Genomic DNA, 18478 nt, shown 5'->3' with positions numbered 1-18478 from the left:
TGATAATCAATTGTAAATTTGTTAAAAAAGTTTGAATTTCAATTTTCATAACCCTGAGGTCACGAGTTCAAATCTCGTTCTCGCTACAGACAAACCCTTAAACATCAATTGTTTAAGGGTTTTTTATTGAAATTCATTCCTCACTTGTAAAAAAAAAGAGTGACTAAATGTAAAATACTCCATAGTTATATCTCTGATAATATGAATAATACGCGACCAGACCTCATGTTCAGCGGAACTTTTTATTTTTCTCCTTAAGCAAATAACTATTTCAAAACTATGTATTTTCGCTTTCATATAAAGAAAGAGGTACTCCAATCTGAAAATAAACTGAATTACAAGCAGAACCAAAACAGAAATTTTATAAAAAAAAAATAACGGTCATAAAAGCCGTTAAAAAAACATTACAAACAAAATAATTTACAATTACACGCCAATAATCTGACATCGAACTAATTACTATTGAATATTTATTAGCCTATCAAGTATAAATTCTACATTTCTAATTTGCGACCTAAACATTTCAGAATACATCATGTAATATTATAAAAAATTAGATTTTAGTGCATTGAAAATACAATAAAATAGGTTTGTTTTTAGTCTAAAAAAATAGGTTTTTCCAAAAATAGAGCAAAAACCTGCCCTAAATCACCTTACTTCCTTTTTCTATCAAACAGTATTATAATATTGCGAAGTCTTTCAGTTTTTCATTCGAAAAATTGCCAACTATTTATGACCTCATTAACAATAAAAAAACACCCCTTAAATCTATAAGAAACAAGTGGTGGTTTAAATGAATTATTAACCTACAACTTATACTTCAACAAAGTAGCTACAACCTCATAATATTCTTTTTCAATTTCAAGAAACGAATTATAAGTATTGTTATAATAGTTCAATTCTACAAAGTATTCTAAAACTGAAATTTGACCAGCAGCCAAGGCTTTATCTAAAAGAAGAATGGGGTCAACAGTTTGGTTTATTCTTTGATAATCTTCCAAAATACTTCTCAAGCTTTCATAACGACCATACAATTGCTTAATTTCATAATAATGTTCATTTGAATGTTCTGTCAAAGTACTTTCAGCAAAAGTCATTTTAGCCTTTTGAAGTTTTACGGTGTTTTTACTTTCCCAAAGTGGTAAAGAAATTCCTGTATGAATTCCGTTATACGTCTGACCAAGAATACCCTGATAATGATACCCAACTTCCATTTTAGGCAATGTCAAAGCCTTGCTTACATCCATTTGTTTTTGTACAATAACCTTTTCTTGTTCTAACGTTTTTCTGATGTAATCTTGGGCTTCAATTTCCTTTTCTAACGTTTCAAAATCAGAGATAACAGGAATGTCAAAATAAGAAACATCAACAATAACAAGAGCATTGCCTCCATTTAAACTCGTCAATTGCTCATTAAGTTTAGTAATTGAAGATGTATTGTCTTGAAACTGTTTTTTAATTTCAAGCAATTGTATCTCAGCTTTGTTTACTTCTAAAATAGTACCATCACCCACCTTCAATTTCTTTTTAAAATGAACCAACCATTTTTCAGTAGCTTCTTTTCTTTTAGTTAATGGAAGTTGTAATTTGTTTCGGTAAACCAATTCAATGCAAACTTTTTTAGCTTCTAATAATAAGGCTTGATTGGCCGCTTTTAATTCAAAATCAGCCTGATTAGTGAGCTCTTTTGCCAATTGATTTTTCTTTCCATAAACCGTAGGGAAATCAAAAGATTGCGTAAAAACAATATCGGTTTGGTTTCCTGCATTTGCAGGAGTGCCTTTCAAATAATCATATTCGACTGTAGGATTATATAAAGAATTACCCGTTTTATACTGGATTTTCTTTGCATTCCAATAGTTGGTATTCGCTTCTATGGTCTTGTTATTTTTGGCAATCTCTGTTAGTGCTTTATCAATAGTTGATTGAGCGCTAACAGTACCAAACGATAAAATTGCAAAACCAATTAATAATTTAAATCTCATTTGACGCTTTTTTTCGATTAGATAAATAATACACTATGGGAACAATAAAAATGTTTAATAATGTTGAAGTCAATAAACCACCCAAAATAACTTTTGCCATTGGACTTTGAATTTCGTTCCCTGGCAAATCACTGGCTAGCGCTAAAGGTATCAAAGCCAACCCTGCAGTTAAAGCAGTCATTAAAATAGGACTTAATCTATCTTTTGAACCTTGAATAACAGTCTCGTAAAGTGACAATCTTCCTTGTTCTAAAGTTTCATAATGCGAAACCAATAAAATCCCATTTCGAGTAGCTACACCAAAAAGTGTGATGAAACCAATAATAGCAGGAATACTCAAAATACCACTAGTAAAATAAATACTAAATACACCTCCGATTAAGGCTAACGGAAGATTTAACAAAATGATGGAGGCCGTTTTAACCTTTTTAAATTCCTGATAAAGAATTAAAAAAATAATCAATAAGGAAATAAACGAAGTCAGAACCAATGTTTTTGAGGCTTCAGCTTCAGCTTCAAACTGTCCACCATATTCAATATGATACTCTTCAGGTAATTTCACATCGTCATTTATGATTTTCTGAATATCTGCTACCACACTTTTCTGATCACGACCCGTAACATTTGCCGAAACAACCGTTTTACGTTGTACATTCTCTCGGTTTATGGTATTTGGTCCTGATGTACTAACAATATCAGCTACATAATACAAGGGTATTTTTTTACCATCGTATGTATCAATCAAAGCATTTCTAATATTATCAATTTTACCTTTGTTTGCATCATCAAAACGAAGCATCAAATCAAAGGTTTTGTTGCCTTCATAAATTTCCGACACTTTTTCTCCTGCAAAAGCAACATCAACAAACTCATTGAATTGACCAATGGTAATTCCGTATTGATTTAAAATCTCTCTTTTGGCTTTGATTTGAATTTGCGGAATTTCTACTTGTTGCTCTACACTCAAATCAACTAACCCTTCTACATTCTGAATTTTAGTTTTGATTTGATTGGAAAGCGTAAACAATTTATTCAAATCGGCACCAAAAATCTTTATAGCAATATTGGCTCTTGTACCCGATAGCATATGGTCAATTCTATGTCCAATAGGCTGTCCAATTGTAATGTTTGCACCTGAAACCCCTGCTAATTTCTCGCGAACATCAGCCATAAATTCTTCTCGGCTTCGCTCTTCCAAAGTAAATGGCGCGTCAATTTCGGCCGCATTAACACCTTGTGCATGTTCATCAAGTTCAGCTCTACCAGTTCTTCGAGTAGTGACTTTAATTTCAGGAACACGAAGTAATGTTTTTTCAACTAGCGTCCCTATTTTATTGCTTTCTTCTAATGATATTCCGGGTAAACTTACAGCACTAATTACTAATGAACCTTCGTTAAATTCGGGTAAAAAACTTCTACCTAATTGGCTCATCACTAATAAGGCAACTAAAAATAAGCCACCTGCAACTATCAGTACAACTTTTTTCATTTTCATTGCTTTTTGTAAAGCATTGGTATAACCTTTTTGCAAACGTTCTACCAGCCAACTTTCCTTGTGCTGTTTTAAGAGCATTTTATCACTCGTTAACAAGTAACTCGCTAAAACCGGCGTTAGCGTAATAGAAACTATTAAGGAAGCAAATAAGGCTACGATAAATGCTATTCCAAGTGGAGCTAATAATTTACCTTCCATTCCCGATAAAAAGAATAACGGTAAAAAGGCAACAATAATAATAAAGGTTGCATTAATAACCGAACTTCTGATTTCAAACGAACCGTCAAAAATAACGGTAATTTTATCTTTCTGTTCCGCTTTAGGTTTTAACGCATTTTCCTTGAGTCGTTTAAACACGTTTTCTACATCTATTATGGCATCATCTACTAAATCTCCAATTGCAATTGCCATACCTCCCAAACTCATAGTATTGATGGTAAAACCAAGCCATTTTAAAGTTAATATAGCGACAATTAAAGAGATTGGAATGGCCAATAGAGAAATAAAGGTAGCTCTCCAATTCATCAAGAATAGAAACAATATAATAATAACAAAGACGGTTCCTTCTAATAATGTTTTCTGAATATTACTTATAGAGGCGTTGATAAAATCAGCCTGACGGAAAATTTTAGTATTAATATGCACATCCTTTGGTAGATTCTTTTGGATGTCAGCAATAGAAGCATCTATTGTTTCGGTAAGTTCTAATGTATTGGTTGATGGTTGCTTCATCACGGTCATGATTACAGCTGGTTCTCCATTTAAAGAGCCATCACCAATTTTTAAAGAAGCACCAATTTTAATTTCGGCAACATCTTCTATTTTGATAGGACTTCCTTGCTGCATTTTAATTACAGATTTGCCTAAAGCTTCAATTTCATTAGTCCTGCCAATACCTTTAACAATATATTCGTTATTGTATTCATTCAAAAAACCACCAGACGAATTACCATTAGCTTCTTTACTGGCTTTCAATAATTCATTTAAAGAAACATTATAAAAACTCATTTTTTGGGGAGAAGCCAATATTTGATATTGTTTGTATTCTCCGCCAATAACAACCACTTGAGACACGCCACCAGTCGCTAATAATCGTGGTCGAATAGTCCAATCAGCAATAGTTCTTAAATCAATTTGAGAAGTGGCATCAGCCGTTACACTAACCAACATGATTTCTCCCATAATAGAAGATTGTGGACCCATGGTAGGGTTTCCAACACCTTGTGGCAGTTTTTCCGCTACAGCTGTAATTTTCTCATTTACAATTTGTCTGGCTTTATAAATATCAGTATCCCATTCAAACTCAACCCACACAATTGAAATTCCTGCGGAGGAAGAAGAACGAACCCGTCTTACATTAGTAGCACCATTTACAGCAGTTTCTAACGGAAATGTAACCAGTTTTTCTACCTCTTCTGGAGCCATACCATGTGCTTCAGTAAGCACTACAACCGTAGGTGCTGTCAAATCAGGAAATACATCCACTTCCATTTTAGAAGCAACAACACTACCAAAAATCAACAGTAAAACGGATGCTATCACTACAAAGAAGCGATTCTGCAGTGAAAATTTAATTATTTTATTTAGCATAAGTTATAGATTAATGTTCGTGTCCGTGAGCAGGTAAAGCACCTGATGCACTGGATAATTTGATTTGATAGCCTCCTTTGATAACTACTCTATCACCTTCAGTTATTCCTAACAAAACCTGTATATTAATTCCATCGCTAGCTCCTAGTTTCACTTCTCTTTTTTGAAAGCTTTCCCCACCAGTTTGCACATATACATAAAATAATCCTTGTTCTTCAATTAACGAAGATGTCGGGATTATTAAAGCATCAGGTATCGAGGTAGATTTTAGGTAAACTTCGACAATCGAACCAGGTATAAAATTGCCTGTATTGTCTATTTGAAAAGTTATAGGAATAAATGGAGTTGAAGCAGATGCACTCTTTCCATAAGAAACAATCTTTCCATTTAAGGAAGCAGTATTATAAACTACATCATTTTGTGGTGTTTTAAAATTAGCAGAGCGAATATTTGGTAAACTTCCAAAATTATTTTGAGAAACATTAGCCTGTAGTAATAAATTCTTGTTTTTTGAAATAATGGCTAATGGTGTTCCAGCAGACACAAATTGTCCTCCGGTAACCAAAACATTTTTAACATATCCAGACATTGGAGAAAGCACTCTTTGCCCTTTAGAAGTATAATTTTTTGCTACCGTATTGTACGCCCTTTGAGCATTGTCAAATTGCAATTTTACTTGTTGATGATCTTTTTCCGAAACAATTTTATCAACTACCAATAGCTTTGATCGTTCATAATCGGTTTTAGCTTTTAAATAATTTGCTTTAGCATCTTTAACAGAAGCATCAATATTACTTTCTGTCATATCAGCACCAGTTATAGTAAAAAGAGAACTTCCTGTATTTACAGCAGACCCCACAATGGTATTTTTATCCGAAAAAATAACTACACCACTTGCTTTTGCGGTTATGATCATTTCATCACCTGGAGCAGAAAAAAGTTGACCACTAGTTTTGATTACTGCATTGAAATTTTGCTTTGTTATAGCCATATTAGCAAATTCCACTTTCCAAGCCTGCTCTTTCAAATAAGAGACGTCACCACTTTCTGCGTGTTCAGGTTGTTTGACTAAAGCAGTTTTTTCATCAGGATAAACCACTACATTTTCTATGGTAATTTTATCCGTATAATCTTTAGTTACGATGTCAAAAACTAAAATTCCAGTACCCGCAGTTTTTGGGTTTAATGCCAAACGAAATATTCCTGGTGAACTTGGAGCACTAACAGAATTTTTAATTCCATTATCACCAACGATAAAACTCACAGTAACTTTTGCATCGGTTAAAGCTTTAAAGTTTTCACCTAAAATAGTGAAATGAGCAGCAAATTTTGAAGTACTACCAACAACCAAAGGTTTAAACTCAACAAACAATTCAGTACGATCTGTGTATAGCGTGTAGGCTAATGGCTCAAGTGAAGCAACATTACTTGGCTGTTCTTTATTATTGCAACTTATAAATCCAAACAGAAGGAAAACAAGAAGCGTTATACTTTGTATTATTTTCATATATATAATAGTAAAATTAGATGCCTATAAAAATTAAATTTACGGGCATCTAACAAGATTAATGTTCGTGTTGTTCTTCATTTTCATGGTCATGACCATGTCCATTGTCTTTAGCGACATTATCATTTGCAACTTTAAATTCTTCTTGACTTACCGTTTCGTCAGCATGGTTTTCATGGTCATGACCATCTTCATGTTGATGTGTTCCTTCTGTGTGGTCGTGTCCATGTTCGTCTGTTTTTTTTCCATTACAAGCTGCAAGTAACATTCCTACAACTGCCATTGAAAGCAATAATTTTTTCATTGTTTTTGTTTTAAAGAAATTAGTATATATGAAAATAACTTATAGCCTAGAAAAGGCAATAAGTGTCCTGTAATTCAAATAATGAATAGTTTAGATAAAAAGTGTGGGCGGACCACGAAATTGTAAGGAGTGTAAATGAGGAGAAATAAAAACAAGTGGCTCTTTATTACGTACCACTTCCTTTTTATAGTAATAGCCTATGGAATTGAAGTGCGATGAGATTTCTGCAACTAAAACAATTGAATCAGGAACTTTCTTATTAGTTTTAGAAACATTTTCTAAATGATTATTTGGAAAAAATTCAGAAGAATGATTAAAGTGCGAAAATAATAACGACAAACCATTATCATCAGAATGTTCATCATGATGATGGTGATGCTCTCCATCGTGCTGATGTTCCTGCACATGAGTATGAGGAAACAAGCTATGTCCTAATTGAAGGAAACAAGCTGAAAAAAGAAATACTATGATTATTGATTTCTTGAACATCTCTACAAATGTAAGTGTTTTAATTTAGAGAAAATTATAATGAATGGTATTTTATCTTTGTCTGTTTCAGTAGTTTTTTCGATACAAACATCCCCAGCTGTATTCGAAATGTTCATGTGAAAGTTATGCTCTAATCAAAGTCCTCTGACCTCGAAACAAAATTACTTTCACACAATCTTGAAGTATTTACAAAATAATCTAAAAAAGAATTTTTATTAATTTAATAGTAAAAATGGAAAATCCTTTTGAACTTATTATAGAAAGACTGGAAAGAATTGAAAAAAAAGATGCTGATTTTTAAAATATATGGGGTCAAATTTTAAATCATACTTGGCTTTTTTATCATAAAAACATACCAAAATAAAATCTACCTTTTTGGAGGCATTCGATATAGCTATATCGTGTTTATAATCAGTAATATTCGATAGGAAATCTAGTTTTTAAAGGAGTGAGGAATTAGAGTGAGGAAAACTAAAAAAACTACAAAAATCACTTCGTTATTATTTATAACATACTGATATTCAGCTGTTAATTTATTTTGAAAGAGTGGATTTCAATTTTCATAACCCTGAGGTCACGAGTTCAAATCTCGTTCTCGCTACGAAAACAAACCCTTAAACAGCAATTGTTTAAGGTTTTTTTTTATTGTGTTCCCAAAGAAATTTTTTCCAACCTCATCCTTTGAAATGGCATTTGTTCTCCAAAAAATATTACTGTCGCATTTTATCAAAAAAAGGCGTGCTTTTTTCTTCAACGCATTTAACGGCATATAAATACATTGCCGCGCTCCAACTTTGCCAATTTTGACCTTTGGCCTCCCCGTCTTGTGCTTTAATCCATTCATTAAAACCAAATTTCATATTTTCTGCATTTATGTAGTTGACGGATCTACCATTGTTTTTAGCCGCAGATTCGGTTAAAAAATTCGTTTTTTTTAGGCACTCAGTCAACACTAACAATTTCTTTTCTGCTAAGGCAAACTTTTTTGCCGCGACTAATGCCGCAACATAAAAACCGCATATAAATGGCCAAATACCGCCGTTATGGTACTCACCTGGATTATTAAATACAGCGTATCGATCGTGCCAATCGGGATCGCTCGGATTAGTATATGGGAAAAAATTAGGAGGCAGGTCGACTGCCAATAACCCTCTTTTTTTCATTTCCTCGCATTCAACTTCTATCCACAAAACGATCTTATTTGCCCTTGCGGGGGAAGCCATGCCAGACAAAATCGCAAGACAGTTTCCTAACAAATCAAAACGCTCACTGCTGTATACTTTATACGACCAAAAAGCATAGTAAGGCTTGTGTTTCAATACCAAACCCTCATGTACATGATCGTGAATTATACCCCCAACAATGGTAAAATGACTCATCCCCTTCAATAGTTTTTTGGCCCTTTCAGGTTGATTTAAGATCTTCAAAAAACTATAAGTTAAAACATTTACATACAATCCGTATCCAAGCACCCATTGTTCATCGCGCCAGTCACTAGTGGGTTGCTGGGCAACTAAATACTTATCGTTTGGACTTTGGTATTCCATCCAAACTAACGCTTTTTGAACGGCATCTTTTAGAAAATCGGGTTCGCTGTTTACCTTTCTATAGATACCCACTCCCAATAAAAATAAAGGAGTGGTGTCACTTGCCCCTCTGTCGTCAGAATCGTGAACTAAGGATGAAATATGTCCTCTTTCCGATTGATTTTTAGCCAAAGTCTCCAAAACTTTCCTAATGCTTTTTAATAATTCTTCATTTTCAGAAACGGCAATTCCAAGAATTGAAATCAACAGATCGCGGGTATAGGGTTCCGGATAACCCCAGCCCGCAGTTCTGGGAAGTCCTTGAAACGGGCCGTGCATGTTGTGCAAAAGAGCCTCGATTGCCGCTTTTTTTGCCGCCTCAATCGCCGAAGTATATTGAGAATTAAACATCGAAATTTAATTTATACCTAATTTGCAATTAATTATTTCTATAAACTTTTGGGCAACAATTTTATAATCAAAATTTTCTACTACTCTTTTTCTGCCCGCTCTTCCCATTTTTTGTCTCAATTCTCCATCATTCATTAAGGCAGATAAGCCCGTGGCAATATCTTGAATATTCGCTCTATAATCCACGGTTCGAGGTTCCTTAAATTTGACTTTATAATTGTTTTCAAATCCCGATTCATCGCCAAGGATTACTTCATTAACGACTATTCTTTTCGCCACATTGGCTAAAAATGCGGTTTCGCCATCAATTAAGGTATCTAACATTCCCATTGCTTTAATGCCAATAACAGGCCTTTCGCAAGCACCCGCTTCTATTTGAGGCATTCCGAACCCTTCTAATCGAGATGGGGCAGCATAAATGTCACAGGCAGCAATAAGGTAAGGGATAAAATTCCGAGAAATCGTGTTGGTTGCATAGGTAACGTTTTTTTCAATACCCAAATCGGATGCCATTTTCAGATCCTCGAGGTTTTGCGCTTTTGTTCGTTGTTGGGGCCAAACTTTGCAAACATATTTCCAATCGGAGGCTTTATTGTCAATCATTGCCAAGGCTTGCATAACTTCCTGAGCTCCTTTGGATGCGCCATCTCCCCCAATGGTTAAAATCATCAATTGATCGGGCGAAATTCCCAAAGATTTACGGACAGCCTGAATTTTGGGATGGCTTTTATCGTATGACCTGAACGAATTCGTATCGCAACCCACAGGTAAAACCTCTATTTTATCCCCATTAATTCCGTCTCTAACATACATTTCTTTTACCCAATGTGAAGTAACTAAAATAAGAGGGAGCGCATTTAAAACATCCTGATAATTGGCAATATAACCATCGGCCACTAACCATGGGACAGCTTGAAATCCGAATTTCTGCGGGTGTAAAACCAACTGCGGAGTATGACCCCAGTAGCCAATCCCCACAACTACATCGGGTTGAAACCAGCGGTAGTACCACTCTTTTTCTTGATCAGATTCAAAATGAACTGCGTGGGCATCAACGCCTAATTCTAACAAGCCTTTGTATAACAGGTCGCCTTGAGTTGCCAATCCGCCAGGTGGTGGCGGATAATCGTATAGTACCAATACTTTCATAAATATAATTTTTATACTAATTACTCGAAAATTCAATCGCATCCTTAGTGTTTTTGAAAATCCAAAATGCTTCCGCCTTTGGTGTTGTTCTTGCTTCCCAACTATTTTTATCGAAACCATAAGTTTCGGTTATTAAGCTATATTTCTTTATCCAAATTTCGTTTTTAAGTGTTTCGAGACAGGAAGCGTTTTCCATTGCCCTTGGAAAATATTTTTTATTTCCGTCTTCGTAGGCGAAAGTCCAAAGCTCATTTGCGGCAATTTTACCGTTGTTCCAAAGCATAATCACGGCTCGACTTACTTCCTCATGTCTTAGGTGTTTCGTGTATTCCCCCTTTGGACTATGGGTTATTATTAAATCAAAATGTCTTTTGGACAGTAAGTCCAATATTGTTTGTTCAACTTCTGCATTCTTCAAGGGCTTTTGTTCCGGTCCATCATCAAGATTGCCCATTATTCCCTGTGCATTTAAAATTTTTAAAACCTTGCGAAATTTAGATGCGCGATTTTTATCGTTTTTTCGGCAAAGACTAATAATAAAACAGTTCCATTGGGGATTATTCAATATAGTTCCGCCCGCCCAAAGGGTTTCGTCATCGGGATGTGCGACTATCACGGCGACCGATCTGTTAGCTTCAGCATCCATTTTTTTAAATTGTTAATTAAAAATCTGTGTACCCGCATATTTTATTCTTATTTAACTGTATACTAACACTTTAACCCTGTTAAAAGTAATGAAAAAGTAAGGATATTTTCGTTTTTTTCGCAACTATTTAAGCATTAATTCTGTCCCGCCTAAAATGTGAATTATCCACAATTTTTTATAAATCAAACCGAATTTTTCAAGAAGGTCAATTTGCAGGCTTTGCAGACCATTAGGTAGGATGAAAATAAACCATCAAACCATTGTCCATTGGTTTGTGTTATCAAAAAATTATTTTTTATAAAAATTAACTTACTTTTTTTTAATTTTTGTGCGTTTCATCGATTATATGTGCGTTTTGTCGGTTTTAAAATCAATTTCAAGTACTTTTATTGTTCCCCAAGCTTCGTCATAATAACATCTAGCCTAAACGACTATGAGAAAACACTACTTTAAAAACATACTTTTAGATTTACCTCGCGTACTAATCTCATTATTATTTTTGACCCTATCTTTTAATGCTGAGGGACAAACAGTAACAACGCCACAAGTCAATTTCTTGCAAAGAACCTCTTCAATCCCACCTTCCCAACCAATATATAATGTAAAAGGTGATTTTACCATGCTAGGCAATACCAACCTAACTCTCGTTAATTATGGAACTGGCACTAATAATGAAGGAAATCCCATGAAGTATGTTGACATTGATGGCGATGCGAATACTTGGAATTCATCAATGGCAACGCTTGAACTCTCAAATTCTGGAGAGAATGGAGCAAACCCAAATTGTTCAACAGTCCTTTTTGCAGGTTTGTATTGGACTGGAAAATCAGACGATGCTGATACTTTTGTTGCATCAAAACAGGTTCAAAACGGCACGCAATCTATTAATAACACGAGTACTTTTTCTAACGGAAGCGCCATAACAAATACAAATTATAGCTTAAACACTAGCAGACAGTCTGAAGGTGGTGGTAATTTTAGTCCCGTTTACACCTTTACAGGTAACGGAAATACGTACGTATTTAATTATACAAATAGCTCTACCGTTACCCTCTCCGTAAATGGAGGAGCATTAGCAAATATACCTATATCTATAGCTATTTCTGGAAGTACGGCAACTGCAACACTTACTACTCCATACATTGTAAATGACGGAACAGTTTCATTAAAAATCAACAATTTAATAAGAAACACATCTAACAGTCTGAACAACTCAGATACACAAACATATTCAAAGGCGACAGTAAATGTTACCGGTACCATCCCCACATACGCAACAGCGACAAAAAATTATGACAAAAAAGTAGTTTCTTTAAAAGGTCCTGGAGCTACCGCTTATACAAATATAACAGCAAAACCTAACGGTGCCAATTCTAGTGTGCTTTTTCCCGGAGCCGCCCATAGTGGGATTTTCATTGGTTACCAAGAAATAACCGATTACGTTAAAACGCATGGTCCAGGAGCCTATACGGTTGCTGATGTGGCTCTGAAGGAAGGAACTAATGCTAGTCCGGGATTTTCGGGTGGATGGGTTATGGTTGTTATTTACGAAAACCCTCTCATGAAAAGTAGGGCGGTAACCCTTTTTGATGGGTATGCTTATGTAAACGGACAACTTGCAGGTGGTGGGGAGTATGGAACGATTCCAATATCTGGATTCACAACGGTGGATTCTGGGCAAGTGAATATGAAGTTGGGCGTTATGGCAGCCGAAGGAGATGTTGCCACAAATTCAGGAACTGATTATCTGGCCGTTCAAAAATTGAACGCAGATCCAGCGGTTTATAATGCCACCAACTATCAAACGTTAAACCATAACGGAAATACAATTGATAACTTTTTCAATTCGTCAATATTCCCCGTCCCTACTGTTGGAAATAGCAACCCTATTTTACAAAACAATACGGGAGTCGATTTTAGTATGTTTACCGTCCCGAATAACGCTAATTCAGTTATAGGCAACAATCAAACCTCCACCACTTTTCGATTTGGTTCCACTTATGAAGTATACACTATTTTCGGTTTTGCCATGTCAGTTGATTCCTATGTGCCAGACCCAGAAGGACTGATAAGCGTCACGTCAATTAATAATGTTCCCAACCCCCCTGTTTTAAATGTATCCCCTGGGCAATCCATTAATTATTCGCTCAATATCACTAATGAAGGTACTGAAGCCACAGATAACACCATAATTTCGATCCCTATTCCCGCGACGGCAATTTTCAACGCCGGAGGGACTATTACATATAATACCTACAACGGGTTTACAACTGCTGGTGTTCCTTATTTTGACGCAGCAACAAATAAAATCATTTGGAATTTGGGGACATTGCCCATAACAGCCAATCATCCCGAGTACATATATGCCGATTTAAGCTTTAACCTTGATGTTACAACCGACTGTGACATAATATTAAGTGCCGGTTGTAGCCCCGAAGTCTCTTTAGAAACGGGAACGATAGCAGGAACGGGAGCCATATCAGGAACGCCATTCACGAAATATTTTTTTCAAGGTTATGATGATAGCACTTGCCAAAAGCCAATTGATGGATCAATTAAAGTAGCCATAGATGCAACTTCTTGCTTGTCCAGTATCGCGGGCCCCGATCAAATTGCCTCTTGTGGAGGTGAATCTGCAACATTGGCGGCATCAAATGCTCAAGCAGGCGTTTGGTCAATTGTTAGTGGTCCCGCTGGCGGTGGCGAAATTTTTTCGAACAGTGCTAGCCCTTCATCAGGATTCTATAGTCCTAATCTCGGAGTGTACATCTTGCGATGGACTACAAGCTGCTCGACCACCGATGACGTTACGGTAACTTTTGTGAATTGTAACATTTTGAATTTTGACGGAATTGACGACAACGTCACTTTTAAAGACAACTACAGTTTGAGTTCCGGTTCATTCAGCGTTGAAGCCTGGGTAAAATCGAATGAGACAAATGGGAATAAACAAACTATTTTTTCCAAACGACTTGGCACAAGCATTACAGACGGTTATGATTTAAAATTAGTAAATAACATTATCTCTTTTAACTGGGATAATGGAAATACAATAGCTTCAAACTTTGCCATTAATACGGATAGATGGTATCATATTGCCGTAACTTTTAATGGCACAAGTTATAATTTATACATTGATGGAATACCTGTACACGATGCTGTTACAGGAGTTAATCCCATTTTAAATAATAACGCTAATTGTATTTTAGGAGCCATGGATCAAAGTAGTGGCATTCCATTTAACTATTTTAATGGGTGGATGGATGAACTTCGTATTTGGAAAGTGGAATTGACAGTTGACCAAATTCGACAAATGATGAACCAAGAAATCTTAAATAATAGTGGAAATGTAAAAGGCGCTATTGTACCATTAAATATTCCCGCACTAACTTGGGCTAATTTAGATGGTTATTATCAAATGAATGAAGCGACGGATATACTGAATGGTTATGTCTTGGGAAAAGCATCATCAGTTATAAACGGAAAATTAAGAAATATAGGTACCCAACAACCCGAAACAGCACCATTGCCTTATACGTCAAGAATTAGTGGGCAAGACTGGTCTCAGGATGATACTTGGACCAACTACCCTGTTTGGGATGTTCCCAATAGCTTAGCAATCGACGGGACTACAAGAATAGACTGGAATATTGTTAAAACGGATCATAACATAAGCTCAATCGGAAATAAAACTGTTTTGGGCCTATTGGTTAACAGTAACATGATAACTGCAGGAAATGATTCTAAAATTGAAGTTTCACACTATCTAAAACTGGACGGACAAATAGATTTAGTTGGGAAATCGCAGTTGATACAAACCGAGGGAAGCATATTAGACGTAAACAGCGCTGGATCGATCGAAAGGGATCAGCAAGGACAATCAAACAAATACAATTACAATTACTGGAGTTCACCTGTCAGTCCAGTGAATACAACTGCGAACAATACCAACTATACCGTAGGCGGCATTTTAAAAGACGGAAAAAATCCTGAATTACCAACAACAATTAGGTGGGTTGGAGGCTATGACGGCTCGCCTACTACTCCCATCAGCTTAGCGCGGTATTGGATTTACAAATTTGATAATTATTCAAATGCTTATGCAAATTGGGCTCAAATAGGCGAAACAGGCTCATTACGTGTAGGTCAAGGTTTTACCTTAAAAGGAAGCGGAGCTTCAGGAACAACTCAAAACTATACTTTTATCGGCAAACCAAACAATGGAACAATTGCGACTAATAGCGTTGGTGCCGATCAACTGCTGTTAACCGGTAATCCCTATCCGTCAGCATTGGATGCCGATGCATTTATAACCGACAATTCGGCTTCTATCGATGGAACATTATATTTTTGGGAACATTACACAACCAATACCACGCACATTCTAAGGGCCTATCAGGGCGGTTATGCCGAGAGAAACCTTACGGGCGGAGTTCCTGCTACCTCAACAGGGGTAGATTTCATTAGTGGATTAGGCTCTACCACGAAAGGGATTCCAAATCAATTTATTCCTGTTGGACAAAGTTTTTTTGTAAGTGGAAAAATTGGATCCACTTCGACAGCAATTACCTATGATAACAGTCAAAGAGGGTTTGTTAAGGAAAATGAAAGTACTTCTAACTTGATGTTCAAAACGAAATCCGGCAAGGACAGCTATTGGAATAACAATGAAAGTGATAAAGTGACAAATAATAATTATCAAAAAATTCGTTTAGGATTCGAATCCAGCAATACTGCACACCGTCAAGTTTTACTGGGCTTTATGAATGAAAAAGCGACATCTGGAATGGATTATGGTTATGATGGGATTAATTTTGATGAATATCCAAATGATATGTATTTCATATGTGGTAAGAATCACTTGGTCATTCAAGGCGTAGGTTCATTTGACAAAAATCAAAATTATCCTATTGGCGTAAAAGCAGTTACCGAGGGAAAAGTAAAATTCATGATTGACGGGCTTGAAAATTTCGACAAAAATAAAGAAATATTTATATACGACTCGGAAAACGATAGCTATAACGATATCCGAAAAAACCAATATGAAGTTTTGATTTCCGCTGGTGAAAACAAAGATCGATTTTCACTATGTTTTAAACAAAAAACAAAAAAAGAAAAGGAAGAGAAAGGGCCAAAAGGAAATGACGAATCAGACGATATAAATATGATGCATCTTCAGAAAAAAAATGTTTTTGAAATCAACAATAAATCAACTGCTACAGATGTTCAAAAAGTAACTTTATACAACATGAACGGCCAGCTGATTGCAACATGGGAGATTGAGGATCAATCGCAACAAAACATCCAGCTACCTATTAAGAGTTTAAGTTCCGGTATTTATATTGCAAAAATTAATACCTCTGAAGGAGAACTGAATAAAAAAATTATAATCCCATAAAAACCAAGTACTACGATTTTAAAAAGACAGAAAACTGCCCCCAAAAGGCAGTTTTTTTTTGCTTTTGAGCGAACCTAATTTGCAAGAAAAAAGAAACCAATTTTGTTAAAATAAGCAGTTCATCGGCCGATAAAACGAGTTCATCGGAAAAAAGCAATTACGGGCCAAAAATAACAGTTAAATGCTTAATTTTAAGGCAGATAAGCCAAAATTCATATTTCGCATTAGAAAAACATCTTTCGACCACTATAACAAAATTATACAAGCCGATTCCCCTTTTTTAATGGAAATATTACACCTATAATAAATATTATTTTACTTATAAAATCAACTTAGTTCCAACCACCTGAATTTTATAAGAATATTAATTATTTGATTTTAAAGTGTTAATATTATGAAAAAAAATTACTTCTTTATAATTCTATTGTTCCTAAGTGCTCTTTATAGTTTTGGTCAAAATACTGGTGATTTTCGATCATATACTAGCGGTGCTTGGAACTCTTTTGGATCTTGGGAAACTTGGGATGGTATTTCATGGGGTCCCACATTATCATATCCAGGCGAAAATACAGGAACTTATAATGTCACTATCCTAACAGTACATAGCATTACAATTGCATCTGATTTTTCTACTTTTTCAATGGGTACTGTGATTGTTAACGGGACATTGATTTTAGGAGATGGTACATCAAATCAACATAATACTACATTATCTACAACATTACTTACTATAGGCTCGACAGGAATACTAACATTTTCAGGTCCAAAAGTAAAATTAACTTTACCAGATTCTAATGCTGTTTTGATAATACAACCCTCTGGAATTATAAATGGTAGTTGTACCAATAATGATGAAATTTTTATAGGCACTAAAAAATATGCCAATTGCGTCGGTTCTGGACCTAACATTTATTCCTTCGGTGATATCCTTAATGCTGGTGGAACATTTAATGCTGTAATCAATACTCCTTCATCTGATCCATATGTAGCTGAAGCATGTTCACTTGTTTCATTAGAAGGCGGATACAATGGAACTGTCTCTGGAACCATTAATTACAAATGGTTCCTAAGAGATCCTGACAACAACGTTACAACCCTAAGTACTAGTACAGCTGCTAATTTTACACCTACAATACTAGGTGAATATTTAGTTTCTTTTGAAGTAACTTCAGTTTCTGATTCATCGACAAATTTACAAACTCTAACTATTAATGTTGGTGATACGACAAAACCAATAATTACTTTAACAGGAGAAAATCCACAAGTATTGCAGGCTTGTTCTTCTTATGTAGAATTAGGAGCAACAGCAAGTGACGGTTGCCTGGCTTTAGGAGCTGTTGCAATAAATTCAACGGCAGTCAATATGAATGCCGTGGGTTCATACATAGTAACCTACAACATCACGGATGCGAAGACCAATGTAGCTACCCAAGTCACCAGAACGGTAGATGTAACAGACAATAACACAATTATTTTATCATCAGCAGTAGGCACAGATGCACAAACCAAATGCATTTCTACTCCAATTATAGATATAACTTATGCAACAACCGAAGCAACCGGAGTAACTTTCAGCGGTTTGCCTGCAGGAATAACTGGATCTTGGGCAGCAAACGTTGCAACAATCACAGGTACTCCAACAGCAAGTGGAACATTCAACTATACAGTAACTTTAACGGGGGGTTGTGGGACTATAACCGCTACTGGTTCTATCACGGTGACACCCAATAACACAATTGTCTTATCATCGGCAGTAGGCACAGATGCACAAACCAAATGCATTTCTACTCCAATTATAGATATAACTTATACAACAACCGAAGCAACCGGAGCAACTTTCAGCGGATTACCAACGGGAGTAACAGGTAACTGGGCGGGAAATGTAGTAACCATCAGCGGTACACCAACAGTATCAGGTGCTTTTAATTATACAGTAACAACAACGGGGGGTTGTACAACACCTGCGGTAACAGCGGCA

10 protein-coding genes are annotated in these 18478 nt (G+C 35.7%); 2 read left to right on the top strand and 8 right to left on the bottom strand.

All coding sequences use genetic code 11. The annotated features are described in order from the left end of the window. Positions 1-806: 806 nt before the first annotated feature. The 8 genes from VIH09_RS08305 to VIH09_RS08270 form a co-directional block, all read right to left on the bottom strand. Positions 807-1985 (bottom strand): TolC family protein, encoded by a 1179-nt coding sequence (locus VIH09_RS08305; RefSeq protein WP_331579805.1) that lies wholly within the window; start codon positions 1983-1985, stop codon positions 807-809. After that, positions 1975-5070, bottom strand: a complete 3096-nt coding sequence (locus tag VIH09_RS08300; RefSeq protein ID WP_331579803.1) for an efflux RND transporter permease subunit — start codon at positions 5068-5070, stop codon at positions 1975-1977. Before VIH09_RS08300 ends, VIH09_RS08305 begins: the two co-directional genes overlap by 11 nt. Before the next feature lie 10 nt (positions 5071-5080). Continuing rightward, positions 5081-6577, bottom strand: a complete 1497-nt coding sequence (locus VIH09_RS08295; protein ID WP_331579801.1) for an efflux RND transporter periplasmic adaptor subunit — start codon at positions 6575-6577, stop codon at positions 5081-5083. A gap of 58 nt (positions 6578-6635) precedes the next feature. Then, positions 6636-6881, bottom strand: coding sequence for a hypothetical protein (locus tag VIH09_RS08290; RefSeq protein ID WP_331579799.1), 246 nt, complete (start codon positions 6879-6881; stop codon positions 6636-6638). 90 nt (positions 6882-6971) lie between these two features. Next, the gene (locus tag VIH09_RS08285; protein ID WP_331579796.1) at positions 6972-7370 is read right to left on the bottom strand and encodes a hypothetical protein; all 399 of its coding nucleotides are present in this window, start codon (positions 7368-7370) and stop codon (positions 6972-6974) included. Positions 7371-8080: 710 nt separating this feature from the next. Then, positions 8081-9307, bottom strand: coding sequence for a glycoside hydrolase 100 family protein (locus tag VIH09_RS08280; protein WP_331579793.1), 1227 nt, complete (start codon positions 9305-9307; stop codon positions 8081-8083). A 6-nt stretch (positions 9308-9313) separates the two neighbouring features. Beyond that, positions 9314-10456 carry a glycosyltransferase family 4 protein gene (locus tag VIH09_RS08275; RefSeq protein ID WP_331579791.1) on the bottom strand — a complete coding sequence of 381 codons (1143 nt, stop codon included), beginning with the start codon at positions 10454-10456 and terminating at the stop codon, positions 9314-9316. A gap of 16 nt (positions 10457-10472) precedes the next feature. Then, the gene (locus VIH09_RS08270; protein ID WP_331579789.1) at positions 10473-11102 is read right to left on the bottom strand and encodes a PIG-L family deacetylase; all 630 of its coding nucleotides are present in this window, start codon (positions 11100-11102) and stop codon (positions 10473-10475) included. 433 nt (positions 11103-11535) lie between these two features. Here VIH09_RS08270 and VIH09_RS08265 point away from each other — a divergent pair, with 433 nt between their 5' ends. Next, complete coding sequence (locus VIH09_RS08265) at positions 11536-16500, top strand: LamG-like jellyroll fold domain-containing protein (RefSeq protein WP_331579787.1); 4965 nt, start codon at positions 11536-11538, stop codon at positions 16498-16500. A gap of 802 nt (positions 16501-17302) precedes the next feature. Next, the coding region (locus tag VIH09_RS08260; RefSeq protein ID WP_331579785.1) for an immunoglobulin-like domain-containing protein at positions 17303-18478 on the top strand (1176 nt) is incomplete at its 3' end.

The organism is Flavobacterium sp. (assembly GCF_036515215.1).
Classification (GTDB): domain Bacteria; phylum Bacteroidota; class Bacteroidia; order Flavobacteriales; family Flavobacteriaceae; genus Flavobacterium.
The sequence above is the reverse complement of the archived record's forward strand: the minus strand, read 5'-3'. Positions and strand labels throughout refer to the sequence as shown.

Coding starts and splice junctions, on each gene's coding strand:
- VIH09_RS08305 (WP_331579805.1), bottom strand. CDS start 1,985: ATGAGATTTAAATTATTAATTGGTTTTGCAATTTTATCGTTTGGTACT.
- VIH09_RS08300 (WP_331579803.1), bottom strand. CDS start 5,070: ATGCTAAATAAAATAATTAAATTTTCACTGCAGAATCGCTTCTTTGTA.
- VIH09_RS08295 (WP_331579801.1), bottom strand. CDS start 6,577: ATGAAAATAATACAAAGTATAACGCTTCTTGTTTTCCTTCTGTTTGGA.
- VIH09_RS08290 (WP_331579799.1), bottom strand. CDS start 6,881: ATGAAAAAATTATTGCTTTCAATGGCAGTTGTAGGAATGTTACTTGCA.
- VIH09_RS08285 (WP_331579796.1), bottom strand. CDS start 7,370: ATGTTCAAGAAATCAATAATCATAGTATTTCTTTTTTCAGCTTGTTTC.
- VIH09_RS08280 (WP_331579793.1), bottom strand. CDS start 9,307: ATGTTTAATTCTCAATATACTTCGGCGATTGAGGCGGCAAAAAAAGCG.
- VIH09_RS08275 (WP_331579791.1), bottom strand. CDS start 10,456: ATGAAAGTATTGGTACTATACGATTATCCGCCACCACCTGGCGGATTG.
- VIH09_RS08270 (WP_331579789.1), bottom strand. CDS start 11,102: ATGGATGCTGAAGCTAACAGATCGGTCGCCGTGATAGTCGCACATCCC.
- VIH09_RS08265 (WP_331579787.1), top strand. CDS start 11,536: ATGAGAAAACACTACTTTAAAAACATACTTTTAGATTTACCTCGCGTA.